13 protein-coding genes are annotated in these 17,639 nt (G+C 42.6%); 10 read left to right on the forward strand and 3 right to left on the reverse strand.

What is annotated here, in order from left to right; all coding sequences use genetic code 11:
- Positions 1 to 157: 157 nt before the first annotated feature.
- The 10 genes from AC3CIA_RS23390 to AC3CIA_RS23435 all read left to right on the forward strand — a co-directional run bounded on the left by AC3CIA_RS23390 (position 158) and on the right by AC3CIA_RS23435 (position 14,672).
- Positions 158 to 520, forward strand: coding sequence for a hypothetical protein (locus AC3CIA_RS23390; protein ID WP_237298078.1), 363 nt, complete (start codon positions 158 to 160; stop codon positions 518 to 520).
- Positions 521 to 523: 3 nt separating this feature from the next.
- Positions 524 to 1,873: an HlyD family type I secretion periplasmic adaptor subunit gene (locus AC3CIA_RS23395; protein ID WP_135456908.1), complete on the forward strand. Its 1,350-nt coding sequence runs from the start codon at positions 524 to 526 to the stop codon at positions 1,871 to 1,873.
- Between the two features lie 3 nt (positions 1,874 to 1,876).
- Positions 1,877 to 4,108, forward strand: coding sequence for an ATP-binding response regulator (locus AC3CIA_RS23400; protein ID WP_135456906.1), 2,232 nt, complete (start codon positions 1,877 to 1,879; stop codon positions 4,106 to 4,108).
- Entirely contained in the window at positions 4,083 to 5,507 is a 1,425-nt protein-coding gene (locus AC3CIA_RS23405) for a TolC family protein (RefSeq protein ID WP_488519184.1), read from the forward strand. The genes AC3CIA_RS23400 and AC3CIA_RS23405 overlap by 26 nt, the downstream gene beginning before the upstream one ends.
- Positions 5,497 to 7,080, forward strand: coding sequence for an ABC transporter transmembrane domain-containing protein (locus AC3CIA_RS23410; protein WP_474356529.1), 1,584 nt, complete (start codon positions 5,497 to 5,499; stop codon positions 7,078 to 7,080). Before AC3CIA_RS23405 ends, AC3CIA_RS23410 begins: the two co-directional genes overlap by 11 nt.
- Positions 7,080 to 9,218 (forward strand): ATP-binding cassette domain-containing protein, encoded by a 2,139-nt coding sequence (locus tag AC3CIA_RS23415; protein ID WP_488519185.1) that lies wholly within the window; start codon positions 7,080 to 7,082, stop codon positions 9,216 to 9,218. The genes AC3CIA_RS23410 and AC3CIA_RS23415 overlap by 1 nt, the downstream gene beginning before the upstream one ends.
- A gap of 108 nt (positions 9,219 to 9,326) precedes the next feature.
- Positions 9,327 to 9,701 (forward strand): hypothetical protein, encoded by a 375-nt coding sequence (locus AC3CIA_RS23420; RefSeq protein ID WP_171307858.1) that lies wholly within the window; start codon positions 9,327 to 9,329, stop codon positions 9,699 to 9,701.
- 215 nt (positions 9,702 to 9,916) lie between these two features.
- Positions 9,917 to 13,117: a response regulator gene (locus AC3CIA_RS23425; protein WP_171307859.1), complete on the forward strand. Its 3,201-nt coding sequence runs from the start codon at positions 9,917 to 9,919 to the stop codon at positions 13,115 to 13,117.
- Between the two features lie 9 nt (positions 13,118 to 13,126).
- A complete protein-coding gene (locus AC3CIA_RS23430; protein WP_017080103.1) occupies positions 13,127 to 13,603 on the forward strand; it encodes a hypothetical protein in 477 nt (158 codons plus the stop codon).
- A 1-nt stretch (position 13,604) separates the two neighbouring features.
- Positions 13,605 to 14,672: a porin family protein gene (locus AC3CIA_RS23435; protein ID WP_146453759.1), complete on the forward strand. Its 1,068-nt coding sequence runs from the start codon at positions 13,605 to 13,607 to the stop codon at positions 14,670 to 14,672.
- Positions 14,673 to 14,725: 53 nt separating this feature from the next.
- Here AC3CIA_RS23435 and AC3CIA_RS23440 read toward each other — a convergent pair.
- From AC3CIA_RS23440 to AC3CIA_RS23450, 3 genes are all read right to left on the reverse strand, one after another.
- A protein-coding gene (locus AC3CIA_RS23440; protein ID WP_145572392.1) for an IS3 family transposase occupies positions 14,726 to 15,963 on the reverse strand; the annotation gives its coding sequence in 2 pieces (ribosomal slippage) (positions 14,726 to 15,597 and positions 15,597 to 15,963; 1,239 coding nt in all).
- 109 nt (positions 15,964 to 16,072) lie between these two features.
- Entirely contained in the window at positions 16,073 to 16,483 is a 411-nt protein-coding gene (locus AC3CIA_RS23445; RefSeq protein WP_017081159.1) for a type 2 periplasmic-binding domain-containing protein, read from the reverse strand.
- 9 nt (positions 16,484 to 16,492) lie between these two features.
- Positions 16,493 to 17,629, reverse strand: coding sequence for a porin family protein (locus AC3CIA_RS23450; protein WP_146453763.1), 1,137 nt, complete (start codon positions 17,627 to 17,629; stop codon positions 16,493 to 16,495).
- Positions 17,630 to 17,639 lie beyond the last annotated feature (10 nt).

Raw genomic sequence — 17,639 nt, forward strand, 5'->3', positions numbered from 1 at the left:
TCGTATTTAGAGGCATTAAAGGACACCATTTTGAAAAACCAAGTTTTTATACAACTTTTTTCATATTTTTCTTTTTATACATAAAGAATGAAAAAAAATTTGAAAACTGTCTTTAAAGATCCTTAGTTATTGTCATTAAAGCAATTAAGGCAGTGGAATGATGATAGACATGACGAATTTGTTGCGTTCAATCGGCAACAACCACAAAGGGCTGCAATTGCTGTTAGGCGACTTTTATCAAGATTTTTCAGACGCAGATATAAACATAGATACTCTCCATGACATGCAGCGTTTTGATGAACTCAGCAGTTACTCAAAAAAACTGAAAAGCATCTTAACTTTGCTCTGCGACCAAGACCTACCACCCAAGATGGCCAAATTGGAACATTTGAGTAAACACCACTTCCCTGCGCCTGAAGCGCTTTTAGAGGATGTAAAAACTGAGCTACAAAACGTCAATCGACAGATCAATCACTTGTTGGATATTAAGGAAGTAATAGATGGCAAGTCATCGAGGTAGGCCATGAGCAATAACCAAATAGAGCATCATCTTAGAAAAGCGCTCGTTTCTAATAACGAAGCGTCTAAGGTAACAGCGGATGACACCATCGTACTTGCGAGTGCCATGACCAGCGTTCATAAAACCTTGCTCATCATATTCCTACTCGCTTTGGTCGCTATCGCCGTGGCGTCACAGGCGCGTATCGATATTGTCGTTTCTGTGCGCGGTGAATTGCTACTGGAATCCGACGTCGAGAAAGTTCAACACTTAGAAGGCGGCATATTGGAAGAGATGTTAGTCCGAAAAGGAGAAGTTGTTTATGAAGGACAACCAATCGCACGAATACGCTCACTAGATCGCAACACACAACTTGATACCGTGAATACCGAAATCACTCAGCTAGAGCTAGACAAAATTCGTTATGAAAGCTTGCGTGACATGATCGAACCAAACTTCGCTTCTTACATCGAAAGGTTTCCGGAACAAGTACAGGTAAACATGAATACGTGGCAGCAAGAGTTCTCTAAAAACCGCTCTAACGAAGAGCTCATTACACACGATATTAAACACAAGAGTTCTCTGATTAAATCGATGCTTAAGCGTCGTAAAAGTTCAGAGAACCAACTATCGCTCATTCGCAAACAACTCAACATCAAAAACACGCTTTATAAAGAAGAGATGGCGTCGTATGTCGACGTTCTCAACATGAAAGTACAAGAATCCAATATGGTACGTGAGATTGAAAACCTCGATGAGTCGGTCATGAATGAACGTTTTCAGCTCGACAAACTTGAAAAGCAGCACCGAGACTTGGTTGAGAATCGAAACTCAGAGTACCAAGCACAAATCATTCAGGCGAATAAAGACCTCAAGCTTAAACGAATCTTACAACCACAACATTCCGACAAGGTTGATCGATTAGTCGTCTACTCTCCGGTTGATGGTGTGGTCGATAAATTGCACTTCAACTTCCGCTCGGCAGTAATTCCACCAGGTGAGAGTATCGCTGATATTGCACCGATTAATAACTCCCTACACGGAGAAGCAAAGATCCCTCGTAAAGACATGGGGTTTGTTGAAATTGGTCAGGCTGTGAAAGTAAAAATGGACACTTATAACTTTGCAAAATACGGATTTGTTGAGGGAACGATCGCCTCAATCAGCCGTTCATCATATGAAGAGGAAGATGCCGAATTCTATTTAGCAGAGATCGAAATTGACCGAAACTTTCTTGAGCGAGGAGGCACACAATACAAACTATCGCCTTACATGGAATTTACCGCCGATGTAAAAACAGGCTCGCGTCGCGTAATCGAATACGCAGCGAAACCTGTGATGTCTGCCATTGAAGATGCATTCGATGAGAGGTAGTCAATGAGCGGAAAACCTTCATACAACATTTCAGTTCCAGCGCTACGTCTTAGCATAGGGTTTAGCGTCGTACTGGCGGCGCTCGCTTTCTATTTGTACTTTTCTTGGTCAAAAGTAGATTCCGTCGCGCAAGTGCAAAACGCCCCGCTGCTGATACAAGCCCAACAGTTAAATCAAACCATAGAGCTCGATATTCAAACCTTACAGCAATGCCTAAAAGCTAATAACTGCAGTACCCGTGAATTGAACCTTTCTATTTTGAAAGGTGAAATTGATGAATTTCGGTCTTTGGCTTCATTGAACAAAACCGAATTCAGTTTGGTTGGTGCGACCGAATATACGCAACTTGAATTGGCGATTAACCGATTTTCTGACAGCGTGAAAGCCCGTAACGATGTTTTGGACTTGTATTTATCACTGACTAACAACTACCTACAAATGGATGATAACTATCGCACCATGTTTAACAACCATGCGAGCGACTTGATGTCTGAGAAAAACGAGTTCTTTATCTGGTTGTTTATGGTGGTTCTGATATTAACTGTGATTACGGTTTTATCTAACTCAGTCGCGATGTTGAAACTGAAGAAATCCAGTTCGAATGAACGAGAAATCGACTATGAATTCGATGCTCTGTACCAAGAGCTCAAACACTTAGATTTACAAAGACTAGAAGAACTTCTTAACGAAGTAAGCATCAATCCTAAACAACGCCAGATTTACTCTCACCTCAAATTGATCTTCAGTAAATTAGAAGACCAGAAGCGCAACAACGACCTCTATAAACAGCTGTATGCGCTAATCGGATATGAGATTCGTGGAATCACCAACACCATTAATGGTGGTGTGCAATATCTCGTTCAAGAAACCGATGAAAATGGTGTATTGATGGCGAAAGATATTACCTCTGCGTGTAACACCTTATCTGAGCTCGCTGAAAACTATAACCGATTGATTTCACAAGGGACAGAAAGTAAATCGAAAGAGTTTTCGCTTCTGAGCGTGTTGTCTGAGTTGATGATTCATATCAGCGCAAAAGTGCAACGTAATGAAGGTCAGCTCGACTGCTTTATTTCTGACAATTTACCGAACCGTGTTGAAGGCCAATCCACCAGCTTGTTTTGGATACTGTTCTTACAACTTTCCAATGCCATTCAACTCAAGTCGAATAAGAAGTTATTTGTGACGATAGAGTCCGGCGCCGCTTCTGATATGGAAAATACGCGTGTCACCATTAATCTCAACTTCCTATCAACACTTGATGTCTCGGTTGCCAAATTGAACAAGCTGCATTGGAGTGCTCACAAAGACCATACCGCCAATACAGATGACTTGGCGAAAAGCGTATTGAAAGATTACGGGTATTACGAAAGCCATTGGTTCCAATCGGGCACTCAGGAACGTTTCCAGATTGAGCTTGACCTAAAAGCTAAGAATTTCCACACAGAGAAAACTCGCTTCGACGGCAAGCGTTTATTACTCTGCGCCAACACTCAAGTTCGCATTGATGTGATGAAGAAAATGCTCTCGAACTTAGGGCTTGATATCACCGAGGTTCGCACCGCAAATGAGCTATTTTCAGCAGCGAAAACCTTCGGTGAATACGATGCGATCATGCTGACTGATACATTTGAGGCAAACAAGTTGCCATCGCTTTGTAAAACGGTGAAATCCCAACTTAAAAATCACCCACATACCAAGCTATTGCTATCAGTAACCAGCACCCAACACGCTCAAGAGTGTCACAGCTTCGTCGATAAAATCATCAACTCCCCTGCGATTCCTTATGAGTTCATCCCTAACTTGTTGACCATTATGGAAGCGGAAGCATCAGAAGAACAAATGGAGAACAGCTCATTCCTTATCGTAGAGGACGACCGAGTTCAGCAGATCTTACTTAAACGAATCCTGACCAAACAAGAGTATGAACCAGACACTGTGGGTGATGGTGCCGACGCTGTGAAACACTTCATGAATCAACGGTCTGACATCATTTTTATGGATTGCATCATGCCAGGCATGGGCGGTATTGAAGCGACAAAGCGGATTCGACAGTTTGAACAAGAGAACGAGAAAAACCCTTGTACCATCATAGGTGCAACCGCATTGACCAGCAGTAACGAACACCAGGCTTGTATTGAAGCCGGAATGGATTACGTGATCAGCAAACCTTACAAAAGCGACCAAATCATCAAGGTGATCAACAAGTATGTTGCGGTACAGAAACTTAACTAGCAGCATCATGGCTGCGCTTGCACTCAGCACAACACTTTCAGCATCGGCGACGACCCTGCTTGAGGCGGTAGAGCTCGGCCTACAAAACAGTCTTTCTCTTCGTGCGAGCAACAAAGGGGTTGAAGAAAACGAGTACAACATTGGCGTCAGCCGATCTAAGTTTCTCCCTTCGCTTAATGGTGCAGCCGATACCACCTGGAACGAAAATGAAACCTTGTTATCAAGTGTGCCTGATGAGACCTCAAGCTATAACTCAAACAGCTACAGTCTTTCCCTTTCCCAATCAGTATTCAACCTTGGCGATATTTTCAAATACGGAACAGCAAAGCTCGACTTCAATATTGAAGAGATTAAACATGAGAACAAAATTCAAAGCACTATTTCGGAAATCGGTTCACAGTATTTTGAATACCTGAAAAACAACGCTCAAATCAAAGCGACTAAGGTTGAGCTTAAATCGTCTGAGACTCGTGAACATCAGATGCGACGTAACGTAGAGCTAGGAAATACAGCGGCCAGTGAACTGTACGAAGTTATTGCTCAAAAAGAAGGTGTGTCGAATCGATTAAGAACCTTGCAGAAAGATCGTCGTGTCATTCTTAACGGGCTGTCTATTCAAATTCAGTACCCTATTACGCCATCACAAGATATATATGAAAGTGTCCCGTTAAAGGAAATAAATGAAACCGAACAGCGCACGATCATGGATCAAGCCTTAAAGCTCAATAACGACTTGTTAGTAGCAAAGAAAAACGTCGAAAGAAGCCGAAGAAGCTTAAAAGAAAGCGGTTCGAACTTCTTACCTACCGTTTCGCTTTCAGCCAGCTATCGTCACGATGATGCCAATAACTACGACAAAACCGACATAACAGCGACCGGCGAAAGCAACTCAACAAGCGTAGGGCTGAATCTCGCTGTACCTATCTTGTCAGGTGGTTCTGACTATTATGGATATCAAAAATCTTCAACTGCCATTGAAAGAACTGAATTGCTTTACCAAGACTCGCTATACACCACACGCAACAGCGTTAACACCTCAGTTCTCAACATTAACGATTTCTCACAGTCTATAAGCAGTTACGAAAACATCATTCGCGCTAATTATGCCTCTTACAAAGGTATCCAAAGGGCGTACCAGTTAGGCACGCGTACTATCACCGATTTGCTTGCCGCAGAAAGTAAATTGTTCAGCGCGTTAAGAGACTATGAAAGCGCACGTTACGACTACATCATCGAAACCATCAAGCTTGAGCAGGTTAAAGGCGTGCTTTCCGTGCAGTCTATAGAGAGTGTTATGCAGCTAATGAGTGACATCGAAGGTCGAAACAAGCAAGAATTAGTGCCTAAACACCTGCTCTCAACGTCGTCTTTGAGAAAAGGAGTTAGCAATGCAAACTGAGCAATTTTCTCAAAAAATCAACATGGCAGATAAATGCTATCTGACTTTCTCGACAATCATTTCAACGCTATTTGGTTTGGTGCTGCCCTTCTCGATTCTGATCATTTTCGACCGAGTCTTGCCCAACCAAGCACAAGACACGTTGTTCTTGTTGTTCGCGATTATCTTGATTTCCATCTTCCTCGACTACCATCTGAAAAGTCAGGAAGAGAAGATTTCTTCCGTAATCATGAGACAGTTTGAGACCAATTTAACCAACAAGGTATTCCAATCCATTTGTTTGGCTGAAATCTCCAAATTTCGCCGCTTAGAACCTGGTGAATACCTAGAACGGATCTCAACCATTCCTGAGCTGAAAACCTTCTTTGGTGGAGAGTCGGTTCGAGCCCTGATAAACCTTGCCGTCAGCGTAATTACCATCCTCATCATCGGCCTAATTAACATATGGGCAGGCGTTACACTTCTGATTGCCTCGGTTATCTTAGCTATTTTCGCTTGGAGCCTGTCTAAACAAAAGATTGGCAGCCTACAAAACAAGTCTGATATTGAAGGTTTAACGACGTCCAAAATCATTGAAATCATCTCTAGTCCACTTGATATTAAAGCGCGAAACATGGAATACCGAGTTGAAAGTTTGATGACACAGATGGTCGAAGAGCGTGAAGTTGAGAACATCAAATATGAACAAATTGAATCGAATTTTGGTTTGATCTTGGCGCTGATACAACAACTCTCGATTGCTTGTGTGGTTGTGGTTTTAGCAACCGCGGTTATCAACATGGAATCAAGCCAAGGCATCATGGCGGCAATCATTATGCTGACCAACCGTTACTTCGCGCCTTACCAACAAGTAATGCGTACTGCGAGCCGCTGGGAATTAAACAAACTCCATATACAACGTATCGCGGAACTGCTTGAACTGGCAGCCTCTGTTGAGCATCAACATGAAACAACAGAAGTTGAACGTATTTCAATCAAGTACTCTGACAAACAACGTATCGAGTTTGAACTAGGACAAGCCTACCTGCTCACAGGTAAGAGTGGTGCAGGCAAGACACACTTAGCCAACTGTATTACGCGACAAAACAATGATAGCAAACTAGAAATAATGATTAACGAAACGCGTCTAGATGATGTTAACTACAACGTGTGGCGCAACAGCGTGCTAATGGTAGATAAAACCAGTTCGTTCGTAGAAGGATCCATTATTGATAATCTGACCTGCTTTCGACCGAGTTTGAATAACACTGCGTTTGCGTTATGTGAAACCATGAACATCAAAGCACAAATAGATGCGCTGCCGGCCGGCTTTTACACTGAAATCAAAGGCCATATGCGCAATCCATTCTCGCGCCAAGTCGGTTACGCTTTGTTGTTAGTCCGCGCTCTGCTCGCCAGTAAACGCGTCTTAATATTCGACGACATCGATTGTGTCTTTGATGATGAATTTGCGCGCGTGGTGTTAACCAGTACCGCTTATCGTGCCAATGACAAGATCCTGATTATCGCCAGTAATAAAATGGACAAACTTAACCATCGCCTCAAACGTGTCAAACTTACGGGAGGTGAATAATGAGTATCCTAGTAGACTTCAACAATGTTCCACAGCGCGTAGCAGATTTTGAATCAAGCGGGTATGACGAGCGCTACAGCCAATCACCTCTGATTCGAGGGTTGGCCTACACCTTAATAGCACTTGAATGGGAAGGGACTCCTTCTATCCTCAGTGACGCCTTTATTCCAAAACCGAATGACAGCGATAGCTTTACCGCAACCATAGAACGCCTAGGGTATCGTTGTGATGTCACTAAACTTAAAACACTCGAGAATATCGATAAGCACCCTCACCCATGCTTTATTGAGATAGAAAACCTTAATGCCATCTTTTTGGGGACCAAGGATGGCAAGTTGCTTTTGTTCGATTACACGAACAACAACACCATTGAACATCCAATGTGTAAGAAGCCCTGCTTATTGATTGCAATTAGTGAATATTCTCGTCTGTTTCGCGAACCCCCACCCGAATCCCAAGATAGAAGTAATTGGATAAAATACGCTTTTTACCGCTACAACAATGAACTCAAAAGCCTAATCATCCTGAGCTTTGTGATCAGTATCTTAGGAGCATTGCAGCCTTTCTTCATTATGAGCGTGTATAACTTCGCACTCACCTCGAGTTCTCAAGCAACGCTCTATTGGTTGACCTTGTTTGCCGTCATTGTTGGTTTCTCGGAATACTTCTTTAAAAAGATGCGGGTCAACATCATTGCGACCTCCGGTAAAGATCTCGCGGTACACATATCCCAAGCCGTAATATCGAAGCTTCTTTGGCTGCCCTACGCGATGACATCAACCGCTGGCGTTTCATCCCAGTTAGCTCGTTTGAAAGATATCGACACCTTCCGTCGATTAGTGACTGCAGAATCCACCCTAAGCTATTTTGATATGCCATTTGTGATTGTATTCATCATTGCGATTGCTCTGATGTCTGGCACAGCAGCCCTTGTGGTGATGGGCGGCTTAATCTTGATGTTAGTATTCTGTATTTACTCACGCTATATCTACTCACAAGCCACATCCAAAAGCTCTCGTGCTAACGCGATGGTGTCTTACCAATGGAATGAAATTCTTCGTGGTATCAAGACCATTCAGGGTTTGCCTTTACTGCGCGTAGTTCAATCTCGTTTTAGTGCCTCCCATATGCAAAGCACCAGTGATGCCGAGAACGTTGCTGTAACCAACAGTAAAATCCAGGCTGCGGGTGGTAGTTTGATTCAGGTGATTGGTACTGCCAGTATCGTGACTGCAGTAATTGGAGTAATGGAAGGCACTTCAGATGCTGGTGCCATGCTCGCGACTGTTATTCTGGTTTGGAAAGCATTAGGGCCAATCATGGGCATCTATAACTCAATTTCTAAATTCCAGTCCATCAAGGCTTCATCCGCACAAATAAACAATTTGATGTCGATGAATGACGATAAGCTAACGCTAGAGAAAAGCCCGCCTATTCGCCTGTTCCAAGGCAGTATTGTGGGCAGTGGTGTAAGCCACCGTTACACCGGGGCTGCAACAGGCTTAACCAACCTTGGTTTCAAAATCCCACCCAGTGCAAAAGTGGTCATCTGTGGCCCGACAGGTTGCGGAAAAACAACGCTAATTTCTATCATTGCAGGGTTGGAAGATCGCTATCAAGGCGCAGTGTCCGTCGATGGTTACAACATTAAGCAATTTAACAGTTATCGATATCGTACATCGATTAACTACATCCCTTTTAATCTACACATTTTTGAGGGCTCTTTAGAAACCAACTTCATTCTACACAATGGGCTCATTCCAACAGATAAGATGCAAGAGATGGTGAGCTTCTTCGAGTTAGATGAATGGCTACCAGAAGGCTTAGCAACACAATTAAGCGTGGATAAATGTAAAAGCCTTCCCAACGGAATTCAGCAAAAACTGCGCTTAGCGCTTGGCCTAGGTAACTGTGAGCAATCTCTGATCATCATTGATGAACCCTTCAACGGCTCTGAAAATGAAAACGCACAGTATTTTAATCGTTTGTTCACCGATAAACTTCTGAATAAAACGGTGATTTTTTCCACCAATGATCCTGGTTTGATCGCCACATCAAACATGAGTTTAGTCTTAGAATCAGACGGGAATTTGAAATATTTTGGCTTAACAGACAAATACTTAAACAGTTTGAGTTAAAACTTCAACGCTTATTCACAATTCACTCTTTAGATAAATGGATGTAATTGACAAATTCATAAGTGAGAGGGATGATTCAGTCTCAAAATATTGGTAACAAGGAAGCAAATGTACACTTTTGTTGCAGACAAGCTTGATGTAGCGTACTTATCCGCGATTCCTGAAGGTCATCAACTTCAGGACTGTGACGTACCCGAAGAAGAAATCGAACTCAGAGAGATCGTTGAAGTTTGGTACGTGTGTGCATTCCTACCCGCTTTCAATCTTAAGAAAATTGACATCGCAAACAAAGCCGAGCTGTCCGTCATACAAACACATGCTTTGAATAACGATACAAATACGCTCGCTTTTTTATTAAAAAACAGAGCATATTGTGCCGCGCTAAAGCGAATGCTAGGAATTTGGACATTAGAGCCTTCAGCAAAAACGGTGTTAGAACAGCTTCTATTCGAAGTAACTCAAGACAAAAATCGTGCTCATTAGCGCGTCTTTTAGGTTACTCATCAATAAGCATAAAAAAATAAACCGACTGCCAATCGCTATAAACCACTAAAAACAGAATCCATTTCAAAATAAGCTCTGGAATCACAAGAACTTATACCCCTCCCACACTTCCACTAAATTTACAGTTTCAAAGTTTCCATATCATCATTTTTATTCTACTGTTTTGATATAAAAACAGTTGGATGGATCCTTATATGGCGATTACGGTCTGGAATAACCTTTCAGTCAAACATAAACTCTTTGGCTTAGTTCTACTTCCCATTTCACTACTGCTCTTTCTAGCAGGCAGACAAGCGTATATTTTAACGACTCAGTTAACCGATTTTGAACGAACCAATCAGTTATCTGTGTATCTTCAAGATATTTCGGTCTTATATCGGAGCACTCTGGCTTCTAGCCCTGAAGAATTCGCGACACAAAGCAGCCAAGTAAAGGCAGAACTAAAAACGCTTTCTCCAGCTATATTTTTAAACACCTCTGATGAAATGAACCAACTGGTTGCAGACTTCAGCGAAGCGACTCTATCAACGATGGAAGCGACTGATAGTTACGATAAATTGGATGCACTTGAATGGCAGAGTGATTTGTACAAACAGTTGCTCCTTGAGATAGAAAAAGTCCCTTTCGAAAACACCAAGCGTGAAATTCAACAGCACCTCACCGCGTTACAACAGCTTGAATGGCTGATGTTTTGGTCAAATGAAGAATTTAAACTGGGTACCTCATTGATTGAGATATTCCAAAATAGCCAAGAATACGATCCAGAACTCGCTGAACAGATCGAAACTCTGAGTGAAAGACAACAACTGTTCCTAGAACGCTTTGTGTCATTGAATGCCAACGAACATCAAGTGTCATTGATGGTTGAAGTGTTTAGAAACGATGTATTTGCTCAAAGCCAAGAGATCCGCAGCGCCCTACTCGACCTAAACGCAATCAGCCAACTAACGCCACAAGAGATTTCAGTCGGATTAGAGGCTATGAGTGCTCGACTCAGCTTATTGCAAAGCCTCGGTAATGTTATCAAGCAAGAGTTCCAACAGGAAGTTGAGCAAGCCATCTATGAAGCGCAAATCCAACGAACACTGTTTATCTCCATCGTTGCTTTGCTCGCGACCATTGTAATGGGATTAACCCTAAGCTTGGCACGACAAGTCACCAACAACCTGAATTTGGTGTTAGCTTTCTTGAAAAGCGAAAATGATGAAACTCGACCTTCTTTGGATAAGCTGATTCAAGGCAAAGATGAACTCAGCCTATTTGCTCAGCAAGTTGAACGGTTGACCATCGAGCGAGAACTTGCAAAAGACAGGCTTACGATAGCGAAAGAAGACGCTGAGCGAGCCAAAGAAGACGCTGAAGAAGCGAAAGATCATGCAATACAAGCTAGCAAAGCGAAAAGCAGCTTCTTAGCCAATATGTCTCATGAAATTCGTACCCCACTCAATGGCGTTATTGGTATTTCCGAGATTCTTGCAGATACCCCACTCACACCCACACAGCGTGATTATGTGGATACGATTGAAACTTCATCCCAACTGCTACTGAGCTTGATCAACGATATCTTAGACTTCTCGAAGATTGAATCTGGCATGCTGTTAATCAGCCCGCACTCGGCGTCGATTAGAGAATCGATATACGACATAGCCTCTATTGTTGCGCCAAAAGCGAAAGAGCAAAAAATATCGGTTAACGTTGATATCAGCCCAGACACACCTGCACGCGTGATGATCGACGATCACCGCTTAAGACAGATCCTAATGAACTTTATGTCGAATGCAGTGAAGTTCACGGCAGAAGGTGGCGTCACATTATCAATCCAAACGCTCGAACAATCTGACGATAATATCACCATTCGATTTGCCGTTCGCGACACAGGTATTGGTATCGGCAAGCAACAACAGAAACAAATATTCGAGCCCTTTGCTCAAGAAGATGACTCAACTACACGTCAGTTTGGCGGTACTGGTCTTGGCCTCGCCATCAGTACACAGTTGGTCGAACTGATGGGTGGCCAGATTCAGCTCGATTCAGTTAAGGGGAAAGGCAGCTGTTTCTACTTCGACTTAGAATTACCCGTTGACATCATGCTACCTAAACCAAGCACGGCAACCGCTGACATTTATATTCTGGGTAACGAGAGCATGCTTTCTACACGAATAGAATGCGACCTTAACCTTTATGGCTTAAAGGTAACTCAGCGAATGAATAACACTTCCGCGATGACCGAACAACTCGCGACTCAGAAACACAATAAACCGATTACTGTCGTTTTCGCTGAAGATGATGCATTCCTAGCTAATACCCACGCAGATAACTTAGCTAAGCTGCACCAGAATGGCATCACTATCTGTTTGATACGTTCTTTCTTAAGTGAGCCTGCGGATCTTGGCGACAGTGTTACTGCACAAGTCGCACAACCCCTACTCGGCTTACGTTTAATTAAAGCTATTGAGCTCTGTGATACGCAGGGTTTAGCTGAGCTTTCAGAGGCAAGCCAACAACCTCTAGAGATCCAACATAAGATACTCATCGTCGAAGACAACAAGATCAACCAAAAAATTGCTGGGCTTCATGTCGGTAAAAGTGGTTTTGAATTCGAGTTCGCTAATAATGGTCAGGAAGCTGTGGACATGTTCACCGCAAATCCTCATTACGCAGTGATACTGATGGACTGTATGATGCCCATCATGGATGGCTTTGAAGCGACAAGCAACATTCGACGCGTTGAAAAAGAGACCAATGCCACGCGTCGTATCCCTATCATCGCCTTAACCGCCAGTGTGATTGATGATGATATTCAAAAGTGTTTCGACGTAGGTATGGATGACTATGTACCAAAGCCTTTCAAATTTGAAATGCTAAAAGAAAAAGTACTTGCCGCCGTTGAAGCGATGCCACTTCCTGCTGCCTACAAAACTAAATCTACGAAAAAACCCACGACCGTAACACCGATTCTTAATGCTGCGGCTAAGCGAACATTGCCAGAAGAAAGAGTACAAAACACGGTTCCGAGTAAATCTGAAAGAATACTGCTCGTCGAAGACAATCGAGTTAACCAAAAAGTCGCTTCTGTGATGTTAACAAAGGCGGGCTACGCGTTTGAAATCGCCGACAACGGGCAAATCGCCGTCGACATGTACCAAAACGACAGTAGCTTCGACATTATTTTAATGGATTGCATGATGCCCGTTATGGACGGCTTCACTGCGACCAAAGAGATCAGAGAGCATGAGAAAAACCTAGGCTTAAGCAAAACTCCTATCATCGCGTTAACCGCCAGTGTTATCGACGATGATATTCAAAAGTGCTTTGATTCAGGCATGGATGGATATGTAGCGAAGCCCGTAAGAAAAGAAAAGCTATTCCATCAAATAGAAAGTGCGACTTGTTAGGAGATACCCATGGATTGGATTAGAACAATAAAAACACTTCCCCGCAGAGTCATGTTGCCAGTCGCGGTAGGGCTATTAGGAAGCTTGCTTCTTCTCAGCCCTGCTCACGCCGCTGAAGATTATGCCATATTTTCTTTAGACTCCGGATTTGAAGAGATATCAATAAACAAAGCGCGAAAGCTCTATAGAGGGAAAACTAAACGCCTCAATGGCAAACGTGTTGAACTGTCTGATTGGCCTGAGAACAGTGCCGAAAGAGAGGACTTTTATCAGCTTTTGCTTGGAAAAAATGCCGCTCAAATGAATGCACACTGGGCTGGTTTATCTTTTTCAGGAAAAGCGCGTTATCCAAGAGAAATCAAAACGGCGTCAACCGACAGCTTAGTGGACTGGCTTGATGACAAACCAAACCGTATTGGTTACTCCCCACTCTCTTCGGTTCCTCAAAATGCCAACATTCTCTACGTTATAAGTTCGGAGAAATAATATGAAAAGAATAATTACGTCAGTACTGTGTGCTTCAGTTGCCTCTCCGGCTTTTGCGATTATTGAACTTACCGATAATTTTTCGTTAAGCGGATTCGGTTCTACTTCTTGGGCAACCTCAGATAACGATAATCCATTAATCATCAACCGCGGTTTTACCGATGAAAATTGTTACGACTGTGATACCACATTTGGGGTTCAGTTAGACTACTTCTACAACTCATTCAAAGCTTCTGTGCAAGTTGTCAAACCACCCCAATATGATTGGAGTGACCCTCAATTAGAGTGGGCTTACGTCGGTTACGAGTTTAACGACTTCGATGTCAGTGTTGGACGCTTAAGGCTGCCACTGTTCCTTGCCTCTGAATACTACTATGTCGGCCAAGCCTATATGACGGCGAGACCCCCAACAGAGGTATATAACGCCGTATTAGGTATTACTGCCTTCAATGGTATCAAAGTGAGTTGGACTCACGATGTAAGTGATGAGGCGACTCTATTACTCTCCCCGTTCTTCGGTATAAAAGACAACAATGAGGTCGACTTCAATTCGACAACTGAGCTGGAGTTTGAAACAAATCGAATGTTTGGTGCCAATCTACAATTGAGTGGAGAAGATTATCGTTGGAATTTGTCATTCCTCGATTCCAATTTTGACCAAACCGTAAAGATTAAAAACATCGGTTCACTTCCAACAGCAGACAACCAACACATCCAACTTTGGTCGTTAGGTGCTGAATATGAATTTGGTCAAGCTGTACTTGCCAGTGAAGGGCAAATTAGCGACTTCTCTTCATCCATGTACGCAAGTCTTGGCTACCACTTAGGGTCATTCACGCCTTACGTCGTTTATGGCGCACAATTTGACTCCAATGAACACTTAGAGGGGAACAGCTACTTAATTGGCGTTGACTATGATGTGTTACCTAACGTGTCTATTAATGGTGAAGTGCAATATTTTGAGGCTCGTAAAGCAAACGGTGCCTTTGTTGAGGATTTCAACGCACTTACTGGTTTTGATGACAAAGATGCCGTCCTTTACACCATCATGTTGAGTTTCGTTTTCTAACCCAGAATTAAACAATCACTGTCTCGTCCTAAAATACGTTGACAGTATTTCTACTAAGTCAACAGCGTCAGCTGTTGGCTTTTTTCATGCACCTCATTTGGAGTTTTCATCCTGAGACTAAGGTGCGGCCTCATGTTGTTATAGGTACTTATAGACTCTTTTACTAGTTGTTTAAGCTCTCCGAGGTTTTTACACTTATCAAGTAAGAACTCTTGTTTCAGTATTCCATTTACTCTCTCTGCTAATGCATTTTGATAGCAGTCATAACCGTCTGTCATCGAGGGGCTTATGCCGCTACTTTTCAACTTATCTTGATAAACACCTGAGCAATACTGGAGACCACGATCAGAGTGATGGATACACGAACGATGATATTGACGTCCCTTAATAGCCATATCTAGCGCTTTTACAACATCCGTCGCCTTCATTTCGTTGCTTAGCTCGTAGCCCATAATTTTCCGACTAAACGCATCAGTTACCAATGAGAGATAGTGAACTCCTTCATCTGATTGGATATAGGTAATGTCACTTACTAACACACCCTCTGGATTGCATGGTTTGTAGTTCTTTAATAAGTTCGGATGTTTTTTCATCCAATGCTTACTGTTTGTCGTTTTTGTAAAACTACGTTTAGGTCTTACCAATAATCGTTCATCACGTAAGTAGTTGAAAAGAGCATCTCGACCTAGCTTGATGCCTTGTTCTTGCAACTTTGGCTTAAGTAAAAAGTAGAGTTTTCTAGTGCCAACCCGAGGCATATAACGTCTAATATCTAACACCATTTGTTTGATGGGTTTAAGTTCCAACTGGCGATGAACAGCTCGCTTTTCTCGTTGATAAACGCTTTGTCTCGATATCCCGCATAGCTTACATACTCGAACTAAACTTATTCCGTCCTGTTCTTGAAGACTTCTTGCTCCTTGGCGAGATACTTTTTTCTGAGGCTAGTTCCGTGTTCAGTATCAAGAATATCAACCACTCTATTTAAAAAGAGATTCTTTATTTTTTCGTCTTCCAGCTCTTTCTCAAGGCGCTTTATTTTCTGTGCTGGTGACTCTTTAGGCTTAATTGATTGGTGCATGGTATTCATCCTTGGAGTTTGCGCCCAATTCATCTTACCGTGCTTTCGAAGCCAAGTTAAAACAGTTGAACGGCCTTGGATACCATAAATGGTTTGGGCTTGTTTATATGTCATATCGCCTCTTTCTACAGCGGCGACGACCTGTAATTTAAAGCCTAGTGTGTAATCACGCTGAGTGCGCTTAACGTAGGTATTATTTGAAGTAGTCATAATTCGTCCTCAATGTGTAAACACATTTCAGGACGGGACACACCATTAAATAAAAGCCCAAGGTAATCAAATAACCTTGGGCTTTTTAATGTTGGTAAGCAAACAACGCTTAGTATTTAAATAATACTTTCACGTCACCTGTTACAGCGGCTTCGTCGACATAACCAATTGCGTTGGTTTTTGAAGCAACCGTTGTGATTGCTTCGTTGTAGTCTGCAACCTGGATTGGCGCTTCAGCTTTACCGGTAAATACAAGTCGCGACCACGCTGATTGAAGTTGTGATTCGCTGCGCCCCGTCGCCACCTCATGGAAGGCTAGTCGACCTTCAGAACCATCGGCCAGCTCGATGATCTGTGCTTTGGTACCATTCGATAGCTTGCTTTTCTTACCCATGAATAACTTTTTAACGTCAGATTTAGATAGAGAATCAACGCCAGCATTGTTACCAATCACTACCATTCCAGCAGAAGCGTTAAATGAAAGAACCGCTACGGTTATTGCTGCCAGTAAACTTTTCATGTTGCCTCCTTAGAATACGAAATCAAGACGTGCTGAATAGACAATAGAGCTGTCTTCAAGGTAGTTACCCGTTGCAATATATGGGTTTGCTGTTGTTTCAACATTGCTTTGGAACCCACCACTAGTATCTCGGTAATCCACATACGTCACATCCGCTTTTAAAGACATGTTCTTAGCGAAATCCCAACGACTACCAACAGAGTAAGAAAGACGCTCGTAATTCATCGACTCTTTAATTGCCGTCGTAGTCATGTTTTCACGTTCTTCGTTGTCTGTTGTTTCAACCCAGCTAACAGAAACGTAAGGCGTAAATTCATTAATTCGGTAACCGACCAAGCCAGAAACCGATTGATAGTCATAAAACTGCCCTTCCAACTGAACATCCGCAGCTTCAACATTAACTAACAGATCACCATTGTCATATTGAGCACCCAAGGAGATGAACTGACCATCTTGGCTATCTAGCATTGCACCCAATTGACAATACGGGTCTTGTGAGTTTTGGAAATCACAAGAAGGGTTTGACTCAGCAACAAAGTACGAACCACGGAAAGTAAAATCATCAACGTTCCAGTTGGCACTGATACCGAATAGTTTATCCAGTTTAACTTCACCAACAATTGAGTCGTCTTCATCAATAGTACCAATACCGACCACAGGCTGAAGAAGAATGCTTGAATCTTCAAGCTCAATCGGAATCAATAAATCAGCGCCCGTATAGCCCTTTAAAACAATGTTTTCATACAATTCTTGAGAAGGTCTGATCATAGGGTATGCATAACCAAGATCAGTGTAGTCAGAGTAGAAAAACAGAGGTAGACGCAGCTTACCTGCACGGGCAGTAAATGAATCAAAATCATAAGAGGCGTAAGCCATTTCGATTTTTGGTTCATAGTCATAACGGCTGTTTGCAACAATTTGCGTCACGAACTTCGCTCGCTCGTTAACTTGAAAATCAAACTGCAAGCCCGCTAGTGTTTCTTGCTCCCAATCCAACTTTTCGTCCGTGTAGCCAGCATAACCGATTGCGTTATCTGACTTACCGATACCTACAGAACCAAATCCGCTAATACGAAGGTTATCCATATTTGCAGCATTTGCTCCAAACGCCATACTTACTAGGGCAGCAACCACTGTCTTCTTCATAACTAACTCC

This window comes from Vibrio sp. QJM3NY_27 (assembly GCF_057785955.1).